Source organism: Sinorhizobium sp. M4_45 (assembly GCF_002885915.1).
Classification (GTDB): domain Bacteria; phylum Pseudomonadota; class Alphaproteobacteria; order Rhizobiales; family Rhizobiaceae; genus Sinorhizobium; species Sinorhizobium meliloti_A.
Window position 1 is genome coordinate 62,093 of sequence record NZ_NWVE01000017.1, and the last position, 17,621, is coordinate 79,713.

The 17,621-nt window shown below is 61.0% G+C and carries 18 protein-coding genes and 4 pseudogenes; 12 read left to right on the forward strand and 10 right to left on the reverse strand.

Annotated elements, in window-relative coordinates; all coding sequences use genetic code 11:
- The first annotated feature begins 56 nt into the window (after positions 1-56).
- From CN933_RS30460 to cueR, 3 genes and pseudogenes are all read left to right on the forward strand, one after another.
- Positions 57-491: a cyclic nucleotide-binding domain-containing protein gene (locus tag CN933_RS30460; RefSeq protein WP_348627628.1), complete on the forward strand. Its 435-nt coding sequence runs from the start codon at positions 57-59 to the stop codon at positions 489-491.
- Between the two features lie 227 nt (positions 492-718).
- Positions 719-3,199, forward strand: a complete 2,481-nt coding sequence (locus CN933_RS30465; RefSeq protein ID WP_102763357.1) for a heavy metal translocating P-type ATPase — start codon at positions 719-721, stop codon at positions 3,197-3,199.
- Positions 3,200-3,250: 51 nt separating this feature from the next.
- Positions 3,251-3,747, forward strand: a pseudogene (gene cueR, locus CN933_RS30470) (Cu(I)-responsive transcriptional regulator).
- A 291-nt stretch (positions 3,748-4,038) separates the two neighbouring features.
- Here cueR and CN933_RS30480 read toward each other — a convergent pair.
- From CN933_RS30480 to CN933_RS30485, 3 genes and pseudogenes are all read right to left on the reverse strand, one after another.
- Positions 4,039-4,605 (reverse strand): annotated as a pseudogene (locus tag CN933_RS30480) (cytochrome c).
- A 70-nt stretch (positions 4,606-4,675) separates the two neighbouring features.
- Positions 4,676-4,897: a hypothetical protein gene (locus CN933_RS31390; RefSeq protein ID WP_146032694.1), complete on the reverse strand. Its 222-nt coding sequence runs from the start codon at positions 4,895-4,897 to the stop codon at positions 4,676-4,678.
- Between the two features lie 51 nt (positions 4,898-4,948).
- Complete coding sequence (locus tag CN933_RS30485; protein ID WP_102763360.1) at positions 4,949-5,377, reverse strand: DUF305 domain-containing protein; 429 nt, start codon at positions 5,375-5,377, stop codon at positions 4,949-4,951.
- Positions 5,378-5,762: 385 nt separating this feature from the next.
- Between CN933_RS30485 and CN933_RS30490 the strand changes: the two genes are divergently transcribed.
- The 8 genes and pseudogenes from CN933_RS30490 to CN933_RS30525 all read left to right on the forward strand — a co-directional run bounded on the left by CN933_RS30490 (position 5,763) and on the right by CN933_RS30525 (position 12,084).
- Positions 5,763-6,260, forward strand: a complete 498-nt coding sequence (locus CN933_RS30490; protein WP_102763361.1) for a DUF305 domain-containing protein — start codon at positions 5,763-5,765, stop codon at positions 6,258-6,260.
- 265 nt (positions 6,261-6,525) lie between these two features.
- Positions 6,526-6,906 (forward strand): hypothetical protein, encoded by a 381-nt coding sequence (locus CN933_RS31690; RefSeq protein WP_102763362.1) that lies wholly within the window; start codon positions 6,526-6,528, stop codon positions 6,904-6,906.
- A gap of 94 nt (positions 6,907-7,000) precedes the next feature.
- The gene (locus tag CN933_RS30500) at positions 7,001-7,228 is read left to right on the forward strand and encodes a hypothetical protein (RefSeq protein ID WP_102763363.1); all 228 of its coding nucleotides are present in this window, start codon (positions 7,001-7,003) and stop codon (positions 7,226-7,228) included.
- Positions 7,225-8,688 carry a TolC family protein gene (locus CN933_RS30505; RefSeq protein ID WP_102763364.1) on the forward strand — a complete coding sequence of 488 codons (1,464 nt, stop codon included), beginning with the start codon at positions 7,225-7,227 and terminating at the stop codon, positions 8,686-8,688. Before CN933_RS30500 ends, CN933_RS30505 begins: the two co-directional genes overlap by 4 nt.
- Positions 8,689-8,702: 14 nt before the next feature.
- Positions 8,703-10,052 (forward strand): multicopper oxidase family protein, encoded by a 1,350-nt coding sequence (locus CN933_RS30510; RefSeq protein WP_102763365.1) that lies wholly within the window; start codon positions 8,703-8,705, stop codon positions 10,050-10,052.
- A 39-nt stretch (positions 10,053-10,091) separates the two neighbouring features.
- A complete protein-coding gene (locus tag CN933_RS30515) occupies positions 10,092-10,571 on the forward strand; it encodes a cupredoxin domain-containing protein (RefSeq protein WP_102763366.1) in 480 nt (159 codons plus the stop codon).
- A gap of 19 nt (positions 10,572-10,590) precedes the next feature.
- Positions 10,591-10,875, forward strand: a complete 285-nt coding sequence (locus tag CN933_RS30520; protein WP_102763367.1) for a copper-binding protein — start codon at positions 10,591-10,593, stop codon at positions 10,873-10,875.
- A gap of 90 nt (positions 10,876-10,965) precedes the next feature.
- Positions 10,966-12,084, forward strand: a pseudogene (locus CN933_RS30525) (adenylate/guanylate cyclase domain-containing protein).
- Here the strand turns inward: CN933_RS30525 and CN933_RS30530 are convergent.
- The 6 genes from CN933_RS30530 to blh form a co-directional block, all read right to left on the reverse strand.
- Positions 12,027-12,395 carry a hypothetical protein gene (locus CN933_RS30530; RefSeq protein ID WP_102763368.1) on the reverse strand — a complete coding sequence of 123 codons (369 nt, stop codon included), beginning with the start codon at positions 12,393-12,395 and terminating at the stop codon, positions 12,027-12,029. The pseudogene CN933_RS30525 and the gene CN933_RS30530 overlap by 58 nt on opposite strands.
- Positions 12,396-12,603: 208 nt before the next feature.
- On the reverse strand, positions 12,604-13,452 hold the full coding sequence (locus CN933_RS30535) for a sulfite exporter TauE/SafE family protein (protein WP_245425233.1): 849 nt from the start codon (positions 13,450-13,452) through the stop codon (positions 12,604-12,606).
- A complete protein-coding gene (locus CN933_RS30540) occupies positions 13,434-13,865 on the reverse strand; it encodes a YeeE/YedE family protein (protein ID WP_102763370.1) in 432 nt (143 codons plus the stop codon). The genes CN933_RS30535 and CN933_RS30540 overlap by 19 nt, the downstream gene beginning before the upstream one ends.
- Positions 13,862-14,272 (reverse strand): YeeE/YedE family protein, encoded by a 411-nt coding sequence (locus tag CN933_RS30545; protein WP_102763371.1) that lies wholly within the window; start codon positions 14,270-14,272, stop codon positions 13,862-13,864. Before CN933_RS30545 ends, CN933_RS30540 begins: the two co-directional genes overlap by 4 nt.
- Entirely contained in the window at positions 14,269-14,616 is a 348-nt protein-coding gene (gene bigR / locus CN933_RS30550) for a sulfite-sensing transcriptional repressor BigR (RefSeq protein ID WP_102763372.1), read from the reverse strand. Before bigR ends, CN933_RS30545 begins: the two co-directional genes overlap by 4 nt.
- Positions 14,607-15,905 carry a bifunctional sulfur transferase/dioxygenase Blh gene (blh, locus tag CN933_RS30555; RefSeq protein ID WP_102763373.1) on the reverse strand — a complete coding sequence of 433 codons (1,299 nt, stop codon included), beginning with the start codon at positions 15,903-15,905 and terminating at the stop codon, positions 14,607-14,609. The genes bigR and blh overlap by 10 nt, the downstream gene beginning before the upstream one ends.
- 122 nt (positions 15,906-16,027) lie before the next feature.
- Here blh and CN933_RS30560 point away from each other — a divergent pair, with 122 nt between their 5' ends.
- A complete protein-coding gene (locus tag CN933_RS30560; RefSeq protein ID WP_102763374.1) occupies positions 16,028-16,468 on the forward strand; it encodes a hypothetical protein in 441 nt (146 codons plus the stop codon).
- A gap of 619 nt (positions 16,469-17,087) precedes the next feature.
- On the opposite strand, the pseudogene CN933_RS30565 reads toward CN933_RS30560, so the two are convergent.
- Positions 17,088-17,492 (reverse strand): annotated as a pseudogene (locus tag CN933_RS30565) (dihydrofolate reductase family protein); the annotation flags it as partial.
- Positions 17,493-17,621 lie beyond the last annotated feature (129 nt).

Here is a 17,621-nt window from a genome sequence, read left to right on the forward strand (position 1 = left end):
AGTCACCGTTCACAAGTTCGAGGCCTCGAGCTTGCCAAACGTTGGTCGTCCTGGACATGATAGGTATCATGTCGGATCAAATTCTCGTCAATCTCCAGCCGAAAGCGGTCGCAAAAAAGTCGCTCGAAAAGAATGAGCACCTCTTTCATCGAGGCGACCCCGTTCATGCGCTGTTTCTCGCAACGGAGGGGTGCGTGAACCTCCTGCGCTATCACGTGGACGGAAGCCGTGCCGTCTTACAGCGTTCAGCGAGCCCTACGATTATAGCGGAGGCCTCCGTGTTTTCGGATCATTATCACTGCGATGCCGTGGCGGCGACGCAGACGGACATTCTTGCTGTCCCTATCGGTGTCGTCCGTGACCTGCTGTACAACGAACCTGCCTTTGCCCGGCTTGGTCACGGCATCTATCGCACGAGCTTCAGAGCGCCCGGAAACGAGCCGAAATCTTGTCGTTGCGCACGGTGGGAGCCAGGCTTGAGGCTTGGCTGACGTGGAACGACGGGCAGCTTCCGTCCAGGGGTGAATGGCGCAGGCTGGCCGAGGAAATCGGCGTATCTCCCGAAGCGCTCTATCGCGAACTGTCCGGCCGTCGGCACCTGGTCCCGCAGGGGGATCATCGTCGTCGATGAAGCCCGGCAGCAAAGCTCACTTGCCCCTTGACCTTACCATTGTTGGAAGGATTATCTGATAGTGCAGTTGTAATCGGAATTGCTCAGATGACTGCATTCACACAGATCGAGAAGTCCACTGCCGTCCCCGCCTCCACCGACTTCGGCATCGAAGGAATGACCTGCGCCTCCTGCGTGCGCCGGGTGGAGAAGGCCATCTCGGCAGTGCCCGGCGTCGCCTCCGCGACCGTCAATCTGGCCACCGAGCGGGCAACCGTGGAATTCACCGGAGCGCCGGACACGAACGGTATTCTTCTTGCCATCGAGAAGGCGGGCTACGAAGCCAAGGTCATCACTCAGGAGTTCGGCATCGAAGGCATGACCTGCGCCTCCTGTGTGTCCCGGGTAGAGAAGGCGTTGAGCACAGTAGCCGGTGTCACCGACGCCTCCGTCAACCTGGCGACCGAGAAGGCCACCGTCCGGTTCGTTTCGGGCGTGGATGTCGCCGCGCTCGAAGCCGCCGTCAGACACGCGGGATACGACGTTAGAAAGGCGAAGGCTTCCGGCGCAACTGCTGAGCCGGAGGATCGCCGGGAACTGGAAATCCGCAAGCTCAAGGCCCTGGTGATCTTCTCGGCCTTGCTGACGCTGCCCCTCTTTCTCGTCGAAATGGGCTCCCACTTTCTGCCCGGCGTACACGAATGGATCATGGAGAATATCGGCATGCGCCATAATCTCTATATCCAGTTCGCGCTCGCTACCGCTGTCCTGTTCGGACCCGGCCTGCGGTTTTTCCGGAAGGGCGTTCCGAACCTGCTGCGCTGGACGCCGGACATGAATTCCCTTGTCGTGCTTGGCACCACCGCCGCCTGGGGCTACTCCGTCGTCGCGACATTCGCATCGGGCCTTCTGCCCTCCGGGACGGCAAACGTGTACTACGAGGCGGCCGCGGTCATCGTCACGCTGATCCTACTCGGCCGTTTCCTAGAAGCCCGCGCCAAGGGCCGCACCAGCCAGGCGATCAAGCGGCTTCTGGGTTTGCAGCCGAAGACCGCTTTCGTCGCGCATGGCGACGAGTTCGTTGAAATCCAGATCAGCGATGTCGTGGTCGGCGACGTCATCAGGATCAGACCCGGCGAGAAGGTTCCGGTCGACGGCACGGTTCTCGACGGCAGCTCCTATGTCGACGTATCCATGATCACCGGCGAGCCTGTGCCGGTCCAGAAGGCTGCCGGAAGCGAGGTCGTCGGCGGCACGATCAACAAGAACGGCTCGTTCACGTTCAGGGCAACCAAGGTCGGCGGCGATACCCTGCTTGCACAGATCATCAAGATGGTCGAGGCGGCACAGGGTTCGAAACTGCCAATCCAGGCGCTGGTCGACAAGGTGACCGGCTGGTTCGTCCCCGCCGTCATCCTGGCCGCCATCCTGACCTTCGCCGCCTGGTACGTCTTCGGTCCCTCGCCCGCGCTGACTTTCGCGCTCGTCAACGCCGTCGCGGTTTTGATAATCGCCTGCCCCTGCGCCATGGGTCTCGCGACCCCGACCTCGATCATGGTCGGCACCGGACGCGCTGCCGAGCTCGGCATCCTCTTCCGCAAGGGCGAGGCGCTGCAAAGCTTGCGAGAGGCCGATGTGATCGCGCTCGACAAGACCGGAACCCTGACGAAAGGACGTCCCGAGCTAACCGACATCGTTCCGGCCGATGGATTCAAAGCCGACGAGGTGTTGTCCTTCGTCGCCAGCCTTGAAGCTTTTTCGGAGCATCCTATCGCGGAAGCAATCGTGTCGGCGGCAAAGTCCAGGGGCATCGCCTTGGTTCCTGCGACAGAGTTCGAAGCAACACCCGGTCTTGGTGTTCGCGGAACCGTATCCGGCCTGCCCGTACTGGTTGGCGCGGATCGTGCGTTCAGCGGGATCGGGATTGATGTGAGCCCGTTTGCCACGGAGGCCGAACGCCTTGGCAAGAGCGGGAAGTCACCGCTCTATACGGCCATCGACGGGCGGCTCGCGGCGATCATCGCGGTCTCCGATCCGATCAAGGACACGACGCCGCAAGCCATCAAGGCTCTGCATGACCTCGGCCTCAAGGTCGCGATGATCACCGGAGACAACCGCCGCACAGCCGAGGCCATTGCCAAGCAACTTGGCATCGACGAAGCCGTTGCCGAAGTCCTGCCGGATGGCAAGGTTGACGCGGTGAAGAGGCTGCGCGAGGGCGGACGCAACGTCGCATTCATCGGCGACGGGATCAACGATGCGCCCGCGCTGACTGAAGCCGACGTCGGCATCGCCGTCGGCACTGGCACCGATATCGCAATCGAGAGCGCCGACGTGGTTCTGATGTCCGGCGACTTGATCGGTGTGCCGAAGGCGATCGCGCTCAGCAAGGCGACAATCCGCAACATCAAGCAGAACCTGTTCTGGGCGTTCGCCTACAACGTCAGCCTGGTTCCGGTCGCCGCGGGCGTTCTCTACCCGCTGAACGGCACGCTGCTCTCGCCGATCCTCGCGGCCGCCGCGATGGCGATGTCGAGCGTTTTCGTTCTTGGCAACGCCCTGCGGCTTCGATCCGTCAACCCCGCCTGAGAGTCTCAAAGGTCCGGCTTCGCCGGAGGCCCGCATTGGAAGGATGAACACATGAACATCGGAGAACTTTCCAGGGCGACGTCTCGTCGAAAATGATCCGCTACTACGAACAGATCGGGCTGACCCGCCCTGCTCTTCGGACCGTCTCCAGCTACCGAGTCTACGGCGACCAAGACGTCCATACGCTGCAGTTCGTGCGCCGCGCCCGCGATCTCGGCTTCTCGGTCAAGCAGATCAAGGAACTGCTTGCGCTTTGGGGCGACCGGTCCAGGAACAGCGCGGACGTCAGAGCGGTGGCTCTGGAACACATTGCCGAACTGGAGAGCAAGATTGCGGCGATCGAGGAAATGACGAAGACGCCGAAGCACCTCGCCAACCACTGCCATGGGGACGATCGGCCGGAATGCCCGATTATCGAAGAGATCGCCAAGGTGACCGATGGCAAGAGCCCGAGAGTTAATGCTCGTTTCGGTCTGGGCGCTCTGTCACGTAAACTTCGAGGTGTTGCAGAACTCCCGATAGAACGCGGGCACGCAACCGGATGCTAGGATGGCGGAGACAAAGAAACGGCGGAGGGAAACGACTATCCGGGGATGCCGCGATGGTTAAAGGCCTCCGGCTTCATTGCAGCTGCGCTGATATTGCTGGCGGCGAGGATCGTCGTCTTCGATGTCGGCGGTCCCCACGGCCCAGGCCGTCACATGTCGCCCAACAGCGAAATGCCGCCAGCAGGTGACCGTCCATGACGATGCCTCCAATGAGAGAACTCAAGGGGCAAAACGCTTGTTCTGCGCGGCTTTCCTGGGTTCGATTGCGTTTTGACCGGCACTTCTGCCGACCTACTCGGTCCGTACTCGAAACTGGGCATGGCAGGACTTACAGGTCTGAAGCATGAGATGGAACGCATGCTCGGCGGGCATTGACCAGACATCCCGGCTCGTCTTCGCTTTCCTGGCAAGCGGTCCGCCCATCATCGCGTCTCCAGCCTGCATGCGTATCTGAGGGCTGAGAACATCCGGATTGCGCTCTGCCGCCGCCGCGAGCGCGGAGGCATAGACGCTAAGTCGGCGCCCGGCTTGTCGAACTTCGGGCGTTCGGATTCGACATTGGCGCTCGCCTTCGACCCGGGTGCGCCGGTCGACCTGTCAAAGAGCGACGACAGCCTTTCCCCGGAATGGGACCCGATCGTTTCGGCGGCAGCCTTGAACGCGTTCGCGTCGTAGGCCAACGATCCTTTGAACATGCCGTCGATGGTCTTGGCTTGCCGCCGCCATCGCCTTCATTCCATTCTGTCTCTGCCTGACGTTGTCCGTCTCGACGGTCTGTGCCACAGCGGGCATCAACGTGGCGAAAGCGCCTACGGCGAGTAACGCCAACGCCGCTTTTGGTCCGCTGGCGTTAATCAACATTCTTCTGCCGAAGTTCCGTTTGGGCAACGTTTTTACGCTGCGCAGATGGTCACTACTGGCGATCTCGTCAAGGCTTCACTGCACGAGATGCCAAAGCAGGAATACTGCTCCAAAGATGCTCGCCATCAATATCATTTCCAGAGCAAACCGAATTGACGTCCGGCGAGCCACCGACTGGCGCACATTCCTCCGGCCCCTGCCAGCGGGCGTTCAGAACCACGACGGTTCGTCTCGAAAGTTTCTTGCGGCTCAGCTTTCTTTCCCGTCGATATAGTTCAATATCCATCATACGCGTTGCCGGCAATCGCGCTGAAATGCGCAGAGGTCCGGCAAGTTTCCGTCAGTTGGCGTGCTCCTTGGCCCAGTTGGTCATCTCCTCGATTTCCTTCTTCTGTGCTTCGATGATCTTCTCGGCCATCGACTTCGCCTCCTGATCGTCGCCGTATTTCAGCTCGACCTCGGACATGTTGATAGCGGCCGTGTGGTGGGCGATCATGCCGCAGACGAAGGCGACGTCCGGGTCCTTCGCCATCATGCCCTGCATCATGGCTGGTTCAGTTTCCCGCATGCCTTCCATCATCGCCTTTTGGTGTTCGGCCATCTGGCCCGTCGGCATGCCGCTGCCGGCCGTTTGCATGTCTCCACTCGCCGAGGCCTCGGATTTGCATGCGTCCGGCATTGCCATCTGGGCCAAGGTAGATTCCATGGTCGCGAAAACTATGGTCGGGACGGCCGCCGCTGCGACCGCAAGCTTGAGCAGGGTGTTCATTGAGTTCTCCTATTTGGTTGGAAGGCTGTTTGGTTCAGGAGAGCGGGAGCTTTGGCGGCGGATAGATCGCCCGCACGAGCAAGAACGGTTTGGCTTAGCACCGCAATTCCAATCACTCGGGAGACTGCCCTGAAAGCACGCATGGGGTGCAATTCCTTCCGTCCTCAAACCAGCCTTCCACATGAAAGTTCCCCCACTACGCACCGGACGCGGATTCCCGGCGCAAGTAGATCGACAGGCACGAGACCCCAGACCGACTAAGGCTGGGTTCGGTTGCCGAGGCGCAACCCCAGTACCGCTTTGATGGAACGAACGGCCGGACCGCCGGTTGCTCCAGCATCCCCAAGTTCATACGCTGCAACTGTCTACGAAGCGGAGCGTCATCATGAAAGAGCAAGACCAACACTCAATGCAACACCCGGACACGACAGCTCACCATTACCTTATGTTCGCCGTCAACATGGCGCTCAGCCTGGCCGTCATGTATATCGTGATGTTTTCGATGATCGAAGGCTGGTCCGATTTTCGGAACAACCTCAACATGTTCTACATGGCGCTGACGATGGTTGCTCCGATGGGAATCATCATGCTGGCGACGATGGGTGGGATGTATGGGAACAGGCGACTGAACGTGGCGATTCACCTCGGCCTGGCCGCTCTCTTTGTTCTGGCGTTTGCGGGAACGCGCGCCCAGGCGTTGATCGACGACGACCAGTTCATCGCCTCGATGATCCCGCACCATTCAGGTGCAATTCTGATGTGCCGCGAAGCGAACCTCACGGACGAGGAACTCACCAACTTGTGCAAACAAATCTCTGAAGGGCAGCGTCAGGAAATCGAGCTGATGAAGGCGATCAGAGCGAGACTGAATGACTCGCGCTAAATGCAGGCTGTTCCGGTCGCCATGCCGCTAAACCTCTTCGCCGACAGCGTTTCAAAGCGCCCCCCTGCGGCGAGACAAGTAGCGACCGGCGGACGCCTCGTTCCGCGTTCGGTCGCTTTCTCGCTTGACCTTCCCATCGTTGGGACCATTACACCTTTAACCAGCATCCGATCGACGGTAAGGCCGGTGCCATATAATGGACGCGAATCGCGTGTTCATACGGGCTGACAATTGACAACTTCGGGACCGATGGTAGTCCTCGGGCATGGGTATGTTTCGAATCACATTGCGAAAGATGCTGGTTCTGCTCCGCTTGGCGATTGTCATGTCGCTGACGGTGTACTCATTGCCGACCGCCTCCGCCGCCATGCACGGCGCTTGGTCCAGTCCTGAAATTGCCCAGTCCGACGACCATCATCACGATGTGGCGGGCGGCGGACATACGCACGCCGATCAGAAATCCTCCCGGGACGACTCCCAGAAGCTTGTGAAGACCGACTGCTGCAAGGGCTTCTGCGTCAGCATGGCGATTGTCGCTGAATCCAATCCCGTCGGTGGACTTCGCGTCGCCACCATCCGCGAGTTCGTCGACGACGCCCGGACCACGGGCGAGCTGCCGCTGCTGCACCGACCACCGAACATCTGAATAGCACCGCACCCGTTCTTCTCGCGGGTCTAACGAGCGTTCGCGAGCCGGTTTGCTCTCGTGCGCCGCTGCAATTTCCTATTCGGATAAAACCATGAAACCATTGTTCTTCGTGGCCGCCCTGCCGCTTTTCGCGAGCGGATGCGCATCCACATTGCCTCCCGACGTCATTGCCACGCGCGACCTCGCCGCCTCCCAGGCGCAGGTCCGCCCCGTCAGATATACGAGCCCGGTTTCGGGATACAGCCACCGCGTTCCGGTCGATCCCCAGCCGTGGCGCAACCAGAACGACGCGCAGACTCCGGAAGGAGACGCGTCATGATGAGAGCCCCTGTCAAACTGGCTGCGGCCCTCGCCCTGCCGCTTGTGCTCGGCGGCTGCGTGTCCGCGAGCGAATACGCAGCGAAGAACGCCGGCTTCTCTTCGGTCGAGGCCAAAACGGCCGAGGCTGTAGGAAAGCAGACGGTCTGGATACAGAACCAGCAGCACGCACGTGTTGTCTCCGACCGCGTGAAGTCGCTGATGGCGAAGAAAGCGATCGATGTCGAGACGGCAGTTCAGGTGGCGCTGCTCAACAACAAGGGGCTGCAGGCCGCCTATGCTGACTTGGGGGATTCTGCCGCCGCTGCCTGGCAATCTACGATGCTCGTCAACCCGACGGTCTCGGTCGGACTGACCGGGCTCGGCACGCCAAGAATAGAAGCATTCAAATCGGTCGAGGGCATGATCGCCAATAATATTCTCGAGCTTGCCACGCGAGACCGGAACATTGCCATCGCCGACACCGGATTCCGAAGGGCCCAGTTGAATGCGGCGCTCCGGACGCTGCAGCTTGCCTCGGACACACGGCGCGCCTGGATCAATGCGGTGGCTGCCTGGGAAACGGTAGCCCAGCTCAACCAAGCGCAGGCGGCGGCAGACGCCGCCTCAGAACTTGCCCAGGAGCTTGGCAAAAGCGGCGCGCTCACGAAAGAAGGCCAAGCCCGCGAGCATGTATTCTATGCGGAACTGGCAGGACAGACGGCAAAGGCGCGGCTGGAGGCGAGGCTCGCCAAGGAAGAATTGACCCGGCTGATGGGCCTCTGGGGCTCAGGCATCGACTATCAGGTTCCAAACCGCCTGCCGCAGTTGCCGAAGGGAATATTGAAGCGCGACCTGATCGAGGCGGAAGCATTGCAGCGCCGCGTCGATCTCCAGATGGCGAAGCTCGACCTTGAAGCGACCGCGAAATCCTACAGGCTGACGGAAGCGACCCGCTACGTCACCGACCTCGAACTCCTCACCGGTTTTGAGACGGAACGGGAAAACGAAGACGGAGAGGTCAAGACCGAGACGACCGGACAGGCGGAACTCGAATTCGTCATTCCGATCTTCGACAGCGGCAAGGCACGCATGCGCAAGGCCGAGCTCGCCTATATGCGGGCGGCGAACCTTCTCGCCGAGAAGGCCGTCAATGTCCGCTCGGAAGCACGCTCGGCCTATCAGGCCTACCGCGCCAACTACGATATCGCCCGGCACTACCGCAACAGCGTCGTGCCGCTGCGCACCAAGATCGAGGAGGAATCCCTCCTCACTTACAACGCGATGATCACCAACACCTTCGAACTGCTCGCCGACAGCCGCGAGAAGGTCAATTCGATTCTGCTTGCCGTCAACGCCAAGCGCGACTTCTGGCTGGCCGAGGCCAACCTCGCCCCCGCCATCTACGGCGGCGGCGTGGGTGCGGCCGCCGGCGAGACGGAAGTTGCGGCTGCCGCCGAGGGCGGTGGTGGCGGCCACTGAGAAAGGAACAGGCCATGTTCAACAGAAGACAGTTACTCGGCGCGAGCGCCGCCCTGGTATCGACCGCCGCCTGGGCGAAGACGTCGAATATGGGGCTGCCAGAAGCCGCCGTTGTGGAGACGGCAGAGACGCAGCCGCCGCTAAAGCCCACCTCCGGTCCCGACTACAACCCCGTAGTCACGCTTAACGGCTGGACCCTGCCCTACCGGATGAACAACGGCGTCAAGGAGTTTCACCTTGTCGCCGAGCCGGTCGAGCGCGAGATGGCCGAGGGTATGACCGCGTATCTCTGGGGCTATAACGGCCAGTCTCCCGGCCCGACGATCGAAGCGGTCGAAGGCGACCGGGTCCGCATCTTCGTCACCAACACGCTGCCGGAACACACGACCATCCACTGGCACGGCATGATCCTGCCGTCCGGCATGGACGGGGTCGGCGGGCTGTCGCAGCCGCACATTCCGCCCGGCAAGACTTTCGTCTACGAGTTCGATCTCGTGAAGTCGGGCACCTTCATGTACCACCCGCATTCCGACGAGATGGTGCAGATGGCGATGGGGATGATGGGCTTCTTCGTGATCCACCCCAAGGACCCGAAATTCATGCCGGTCGACCGGGATTTCGTGTTCCTGCTCAACGCCTACGACATCGAGCCGGGCTCCTACGTGCCGCGTGTCATGGAAATGACCGACTTCAATATGTGGTGCTGGAACAGCCGCATCTTCCCGGGCATCAGCCCGCTCGTCGTTTCCAGGAACGACCGCGTGCGCGTGCGGGTCGGCAATCTCACCATGACCAACCACCCGATCCACATGCACGGCTACGACTTCGAGGTCACATGTACCGACGGCGGCTGGGTCCGACCGGAGGCGCGCTGGCCGGAGGTCAGCATCGACATTCCGGTCGGCGCCATGCGCGCCTACGAATTCGACGCCAAATACGCGGGCGACTGGGCGATCCACTGCCACAAGTCGCACCACACGATGAACGCCATGGGACACGACATCCCGACCTTCATCGGCGTCGACAAATCGAAGGTCGCCGAGAAGATCAAGAAGATTCGCCCGGAGTACATGCCGATGGGCACGTCCGGCATGGCCGACATGGGCGAGATGGAAATGGAAATCCCCGAAAACACCATACCCATGATGACCGGCTGGGGTCCGCACGGGCCGATCGAGATGGGCGGCATGTTCTCCGTCGTCAAGGTCCGCGAGGGCATCTCGGCGGGCGATTACGCCGATCCCGGCTGGTACGAAAACCCGCCCGGAACTCAGGCCTGGGAGTGGACGGGCGAGCTCCCCGACGCGACCAAAGCCAAGGACGCCAAGACCCAGATCACGCCTAAACACAAGAACCACGGCTGATCCAGTATGCCGATGTTCAACCAACCTAAGGACCACACAATGAAAGCTCAAATCTTCGGACTTCTCGTCGCCGCGCTCGCCACCCCGGCGCTCGCCGGTGGCAATCACGCAGGCGCGCACGGCGAGGCCATGGCTGTAGGCGAGCCGGGCAAGAAAGCAAACGCCACCCAAACGATTCAGGTCACGATGAAGGAGACGGACGACGGCAAGATGATCTTCACGCCATCGACGTTCAAGGTCCGCGAGGGCCAGACCATCCGCTTCGCGATCAAGAACGCGGGCGAGCTCGACCACGAGTTCGTGCTCGACCAGGAGGACAAGATCATGGAGCACAAGGCGGTGATGGAGAAATTCCCCGACATGGAGCACGACGATCCGAACGCCGTCCGTCTCGCCGCCGGGGAGTCCGGCGAGATTGTCTGGAGGTTCACGAACGACGGCACGTTCAAGATCGCCTGCCTCGTCCCCGGCCACTACGACGCCGGCATGCACGGCGACGTCACTGTTGCCAAGAAGTGACCATCGAAAGGAGTCCAACATGAACAGCCTCATCAAGCTCACGCTCGCCACTGCGCTCGCCGCCGGAACAGCCTACGGCGCTCTCGCACAGGAGTTCACAAAAGCCACCGTCAAGAAGGTCGATGCCAAGGCGAAGAAGGTCACGCTGATTCACGAGGAATTGAAGAGCCTCGAAATGCCCGCCATGACGATGGTGTTCCGCGTCCAGGATGACGCGATGCTGGAGAAGCTGAAGGAAGGTGCGAACGTCGAGTTCGTCGCCGAGCGCGTCAACGGCAAGCTTACCGTGACGCAGGTCAAGTAGTGAAACGAAGGGACGCGGCATTGACCGCGTCCCTTCCCCTCGCTTCATCCGTTAACCGGAGAAGCATCTCCCACCTTCACGCGGTAGGACGTGACGTCTTCGCTTCACCCACAGTGGGACTTCGCAAGGGAATTACGCTCGATCATCTTGCGGTTCGTCGCCTTCGCGACACCTAGTCTCGAACTTTCTACTCGGCGGCAATGAAGGGGCGGAAGGCACCCACTCAATCGTCATCGTCAGCTATCTGGCCATCAGCATCGCTGCGGTGGCGACGGCCCGATGTGTTCCTGGGCGCTCCCATGCTGGCGATCACCGCGGTCAGGCACCACACCGCCGATGCCATTTCGCTACTCGCTTCCTTCTTCAACCAGGACCTCGGCCTGACGGTCAGCTTCGGCTTAACGGCCTTTGCGATCTACCTGCTTGCGCGGGATCACGACCGGACGCGCAAAGAAGCCCTCAGGGCGGACCAGAGGCGGCACAATCTCTCGCGGTTCTTCTCGCCGCTGATCGTCCCGGAACTGCAGGAACGAGGCGAGACTCTCGGTCTGGAGCGACGCAATGCGGCGGTCATGCTCCTCGATTTGCGCGATTTCACCAGCTTCGCAGAAACCGCCACGCCCGCGAGTTGGCCTTCGTGTTGGCCGAGTATCGTCAGCTCGTTTCGCAGACGATCTTCGACCATGGCGGGACGGTCGACAAGTTCATCGGCGACGGGGTCATGGCGGTATTCGGGCAACCGCGGCCCGGGGGAAACGACGCGGACCGCGCGCTCGCATGCGCGCTCGATCTGGTCGACGCGCTCAGCGACTGGAGGAATCAAAAGCTGTCGAACGGCTACTCGGCCCTCCATGCTGCCATTGGCCTGCATTACGGCACGGTAGTCGGCGGCGTTCTCGACAACAGTTGCCACAGCGAGTTCACGGTCATCGGCGACGCGGTTACGTGGCGCAGCGGCTGGAAACCCTAGCGAATTCGCTCGGCTCTTCGCTTGGGATCTCGTCCGACCTCGTCGTGCGGCTGCAAGCGCCAGTCCCGGACGCCACATGGATGTCCTTGAGATCAGCGGCTCTGCAAGGGCGAAGGCTCCCCATCGATGTCTGGTATATGCTCGATGCTTTGAATCCCCGAGCTGCAGAGCATGCGCCGGCTTACGAAACGGGCGACTCGCAGACGGCACGCCAGAGGTCGGCTTTCCAATCTTGCTGAACCGCGCCTGACGTCGGTATCGAATAGTCGACACCCCTGACCGATACCCTCGCCGGATCGCCGCACTTTACAAGAGCTCGGTGCTTTCCTGGATCATTGTAGACCACGCCGCTGCGGGAATTGGTCTGCGAAAGTGAGATGACGACGTCGTAATCATATCCCGGCCGTTCCGTCGTCGTGTTGCTCACGAGTCCGAGACTGACGACGGTGGCGTCCTCAAACTGCGCAGTATGGAATACAAGAGGCTCCTCGGCTGCCGCGCTCTGAGCGGCGAGCATTACAGCCGCAAGTGCGGTTGCAAGGTCACGCATTCCCACCTCCCACGGTTTATGCGCTCGCTATAGTGTATCACGTCAAGACCTCGGCGGCGATTATCGATTCCGCCGTCCGAACTGGCGCTCACCGTTCAATTCCGCATGATCCACGGCAACGCATCGGCGCTGCGCGACTACGTGTACCGTTATCCTGATGCCGGCTACAGAGCCTGCGAGAACGCGTCGCGGCGGAACGGCTGCCTGGTCAACTCGGGGCGTGAGCACCGTCGAAGACCACTTGAGGATCGAGGATGCTTTGGTGTGCCCCGGCCTGCCGCGCGCTCTGGTACAGGATGTAGGCGGCAACTACGAAGACGAGCGCGGCGAACAAGCGGTCAAAGATGTTCTTGTGGGCGTTGAGCCGTGTGGCAAGTAGCATCCCGAGCAAGCCGCCTACGATGCCACCCCCGATGAACTCGACGGCAATCCACCAGTCCACCAAGCCTGAACTCGCATAGTTCAGGGCAGTCGCCAATCCGAACGCACCGACGGAGAGGAGCGAGGTGCCTATCGCGTTGATCATCGGCATGCCCGTCGCCAGCATAAGGCCGGGAACGATTAGGAAGCCCCCGCCGATACCGAAGAAGCCGGAAGCGGCGCCTGCGAAGAGCGCGACGGCGGCTGTCGAGAGACACATCCTGAGGTCGACGGGACGGCACTCGATCGACACGGGCTTCTTGGGCTTCAGCATCAGGACGCCGACGACAACCATCAGGATGCCGAAGACAAATATCAGCCGGTCTCCGTCCATCGCCTTGCCGAGGCTGGAGCCGCCGAGGGCGCCGAGGACACCTAGGGCGGAGAAGACCACCGCGCACCGCCACCAGACGTGACCCTTGATTGCGTGGCTTGCGAAGTTAGCAAACGCGTTCACCGAAACCGCAAGCGCACCTGTGCCGATGGCAACATGCGGCTCCGTCACGCCGACGACGTAGAGCAGCAGCGGCGTCGCCAGGATAGACCCGCCGCCGCCGAGCAGGCCGAGCATGAAGCCGACGGTCCCGCCGGAGCCGACTGCCGCGAGGATGGAGGTGCTCACGTCCGTCTGCTCCACAGGCGGTCGTGCAGGGTCATGCCAACCAACATCGCGATGACGAAAACGACGCTCTGAGGCAGGCCGAGTGCCAAGGAGGCAACCGCCGGCCCGGGACAGAAGCCGCCGATCCCCCAGCCCAGGCCGAACAGGGCCGAGCCGATCACCAGCGGCGCGTCGACCCGCCGATTCGTTGGCACATGGAAGCTGTCGTCGAAGGCGGGATGACGCATCAGCTTCATCACCTGCACGCCGATGAAGGCGACGACGACCGCGCCGCCGAGGACGAAGGCAAGGCTCGGGTCCCAGGAGCCGAATATGTCGAGGAAGCCCTGGACGCGGGCCGGGTTCAGCATGCCGGAGAGCGACAGGCCGAAGCCGAAGACTATACCGGAGGCGAGAGCCGCTCCGAACTGGTAGACATTCCGGTTCATAGGCCGAGACCTCGCAGGACTGCGACGGCAACCACGCCCGCCGTAAGTAAGATTGCGACCGCCACTATGGAGCGCGGCGACATGCGGGCTAAGCCAAGCACGCCGTGGCCGCTGGTGCAGCCCGATCCCATGCGCGAGCCGAAGCCGACCAGCAATCCAGCAATGATGATCAGCGGCCACCCCTCGGTTATCTGCAAGGCCGGCCAACCGCCAAACATGAACAGGTAGGCAAGCGGCCCAAGCAGAAGCCCGAGCACGAAGGCAAGATTGGTGGTCATGCCGATGCCTTGCACAAGACGCCCGACGATCCCGCTGATGCCGGCAATTCGGCCGTTAAGGAGCAGGAGCATGACAGCCGATGCACCTATCAGCATGCCGCCAGCCAAAGATGGGAGATCGGTGCTCATTTGTCCTCCTTCACGCAGAAGATGTCGTAGAGGGCGGCAATCAGTCGGGCGGCCTTCTCCCCGGTCAGGCGGTAGAAGATCTGCTTGCCGTCCCGCCGGGTCTGAACGATCCCGGAGCCGCGCAAAACGGTCAGGTGCTGCGAAAGATGCGGCTGGTGTACGTCGACCTTCTCTTCAAGCTCACCGACCGAGTACTCGCCCTGCACCAGCGTACAGACGATCATCAGGCGGGCCGGATGCGACAGTGTCTTCAGGAGCTTTGCCACCTCTCCGGCCTGACTCGCCATCTCGGCTGGGGAAAGCCCTGCCTTCATCATTGCCTTTAGGTCGGTCGTCATTCCCATGCTGCTCCCTGTAATGCATCGAGCGGAAACTTGAGGTAGCGCTTGCCGTTGGCCTCCGGCTCCGGCAGGCGTCCGCCGCAGATGTTCACCTGCAGGGCATGCAGGATGAGCTTGGGCATCGGCAGCGTCTTGTCACGCTTCGTTCTGAGCGCCACAAATTCTTCCTCGCTCACGCCGGCAAGATGCGGGTTGGACTTCTTCTGCTCGGCCACCGTGCTTTCCCAGCGAGGTGCCCGACCGTCCGGCTGGTAGTCGTGGCCCGTGAAAATCCGCGTCTCATCCGGAAGCTTCAGGATTTCCTGGATCGAATTCCATAGGACGCGCGCATCGCCCCCGGGGAAATCGGCTCGCGCAGTCCCGCTGTCGGGCAAAAAGAGCGTGTCGTGCACGAAGGCCGCGTCGCCGATGACGTATGTGATCGAGGCAAGCGTATGCCCCGGTGAGAACAGCACCTTCGCTTCGATTGAACCGACCTTAAAGTCCTCGCCATCGGCAAACAGCCGGTCCCATTGGGAGCCGTCGGTGGCAAGCCCCGGCCAGTTATAAATTTTCTGCCACAGCTTCTGGACATCGACGACGCGCTCGCCGATAGCTGTTTGCGCGCCGGTTTTCTCCTTCAGGTACTGCGCCGCCGAGAAATGGTCTGCATGGGGATGGGTGTCGAATATCCACTCGACGGTCAGCCCTTTGTCGCGGACGTAGTCCAGAATGGCATCGGCATTGATGGTCGCCGTCGCGCCGGCCCTCTCGTCGAAGTCTAGTACCGGGTCGATGATGGCGCACTTGCTCGTTTCCGGATCGGAGACGACGTACTGAACGCTCCAGGTGCGCTTGTCGAAGAAGCCCTTCACCTGCGGCCTGTGCGCGGCATGTCTCTCCAGCCAAGCTGCAGCGGAAGAAGTGTCGAAGCCGCGGCTTCGTCCGAACGCGACGGCCTCATCGGCAGACATCCGGCCGTCAAGAACTTCACCAATGAGGTAGAGGTTTAAGGAACGCTTGCCGGTATGGCAATGCGCCAGAACAGGCCCATCCGAAACATCGACCGCGCGCTGGAAAGCACGCACGTCCGCCTCGGTGATCGTATCTGCCGTCACCGGTACGAACGCGTAGGTCAGGCCGCAGTGTTTCGCTTCCTGCCTTTCCGCTTGCGTGTTCGGCTGAGAGGTGTCTTCGTTGTCCGGCCGGTTGTTGATCAGTGTCTTGAATCCCTTGTCGCGCAGCGACGGGATGTCCTCGACACTTAGCTGCGGCGAGACCGATAGTTTGTCTGATATTGCAGTAATAGGCATGACAGGCTCCGGGCTCCAAATCAATATAAGGTATAATATAATGTATACTAATAAGCATTCAAGGTCAGGCCGGGAACTTTGTGCTTGCCCTGTGGTTTCCCGGCGGGAGAGGAGAAACAACGATGGCCACGACAGCGAACCGGGTAAGCGCCCAGACATCCGGCGAAATCAACCGACTTCTGCGCTTGCAAATGGAGGAGAGGCTCGCCTACTACGAAACCCATCCAGACGAGATCGACACTAGGCTGGCGGAACTTGACCGGGAGTGGGACATTGAGCGAACCCTCGAGGCGAACGCTTCCACATTGGCATTCACGGGAACAATGCTGGCGGCCACGGGGGATCGTCGGTGGCTGGCACTGCCAGCGATCGTGACGGGTTTCCTCTTCCAGCACGCTGTTCAGGGGTGGTGTCCGCCTCTGCCGATCCTGCGCAGGCTGGGCTTCCGGACAGCAGAGGAAATCAATCAGGAACGCTACGCGCTGAAGGCGCTCAGAGGTGATTTCGAAGCCCAGAGCGGCAACAAGCTCGATGCAGTACTTCGAGCGGTTGGCATCAAATGAGGTGGCGTTCACCGGTCAGATGAAACTGTTCATCACGGCCTTACCGCGGCGCTGATCGAGGCAGGTATGCGTTGGGCTTTGGACTGGGTGTGAACCGGCATGCGATTTTGACCCTTTGTAGAAACGAAGGAAGATTAGAAAGCTACCGAGATCGAGGTGCTGGGGGGGCGACATGCGCTTATCAGATCGTCGCGCACCGAATGAGCATCTCGGCCGTCGCGAGAAAGCTCGCGACAAGCCGGCAGACCCCGCAACTCAACCCTTGCGAACCACTTGTTCGACGATCCCCTTGATCTTTATTTATCACGAAAGAGCTTCGATCGGCGGCGGCACCCACCGCCCGTCTCCGCCCTGGGCAGATAGAGCCTCATGACCACATAGAAGATTTCGCTCGGGGCGGTAGCCAGTTTGATTCCAGCTCCGCTCCTGGGCTTTCGCGCTGCAGGAAAGACCCCGAACAGAGGGAACAGAGGGCAGCCGGCAATCCTCGCGGAAGAGGTCATTGTCGCCACCCCTCGCGCGCAGCCTCAAGAATTGCCTGCTGCGCAGTGTGCCTGCGAGCAGCTCCTTGAGGGATACGGCGGTCACATTCAACTGCGCCTCAATGAGATAATCCCCGTCACATTCGGTAATGAAGTCGTACGCAGCCTTTGCCGATCGTGGCCGCGCTGATCAGAGTGGGGCTCGCCTGGAAGCCCGTGAGGGGGAAAAGCGGCTGCCCGCTACCGAGTATCTCTGGAATCAAATAGACTTCGATCTCATCCAACGCGCCGCGTTCCATGAAGGCCATCTGCAACTGTCCGCCGCCTAGCAACAAGACATCGCCATCATCCAGCGCTCGAAGTTCCGAGATCAATGCATCGACATCACTGCAAACTTCGAGCGTCCCCTTGGGATCGTCAAGCGGTTGAGAAGTGACGACTATCACGCGCTGATTCCCATAAGCCCATGGCGATTGCTCTTTGGCGAGAAAATCATAGGTACCACGGCCCATGACCACTGTACGAATGCGCTCCAAAAACAGGCTGCGTGTTTCGTTAAGTCCCGGACACCGATTTCAGTAAGTCCCGGACAGCAATTCCGCTAAGTCGCGGACAGCGATTCCGCTAAGTCCCGGACAGTTACCGGGCGGATTTGATGGTCGGTCTTCGGC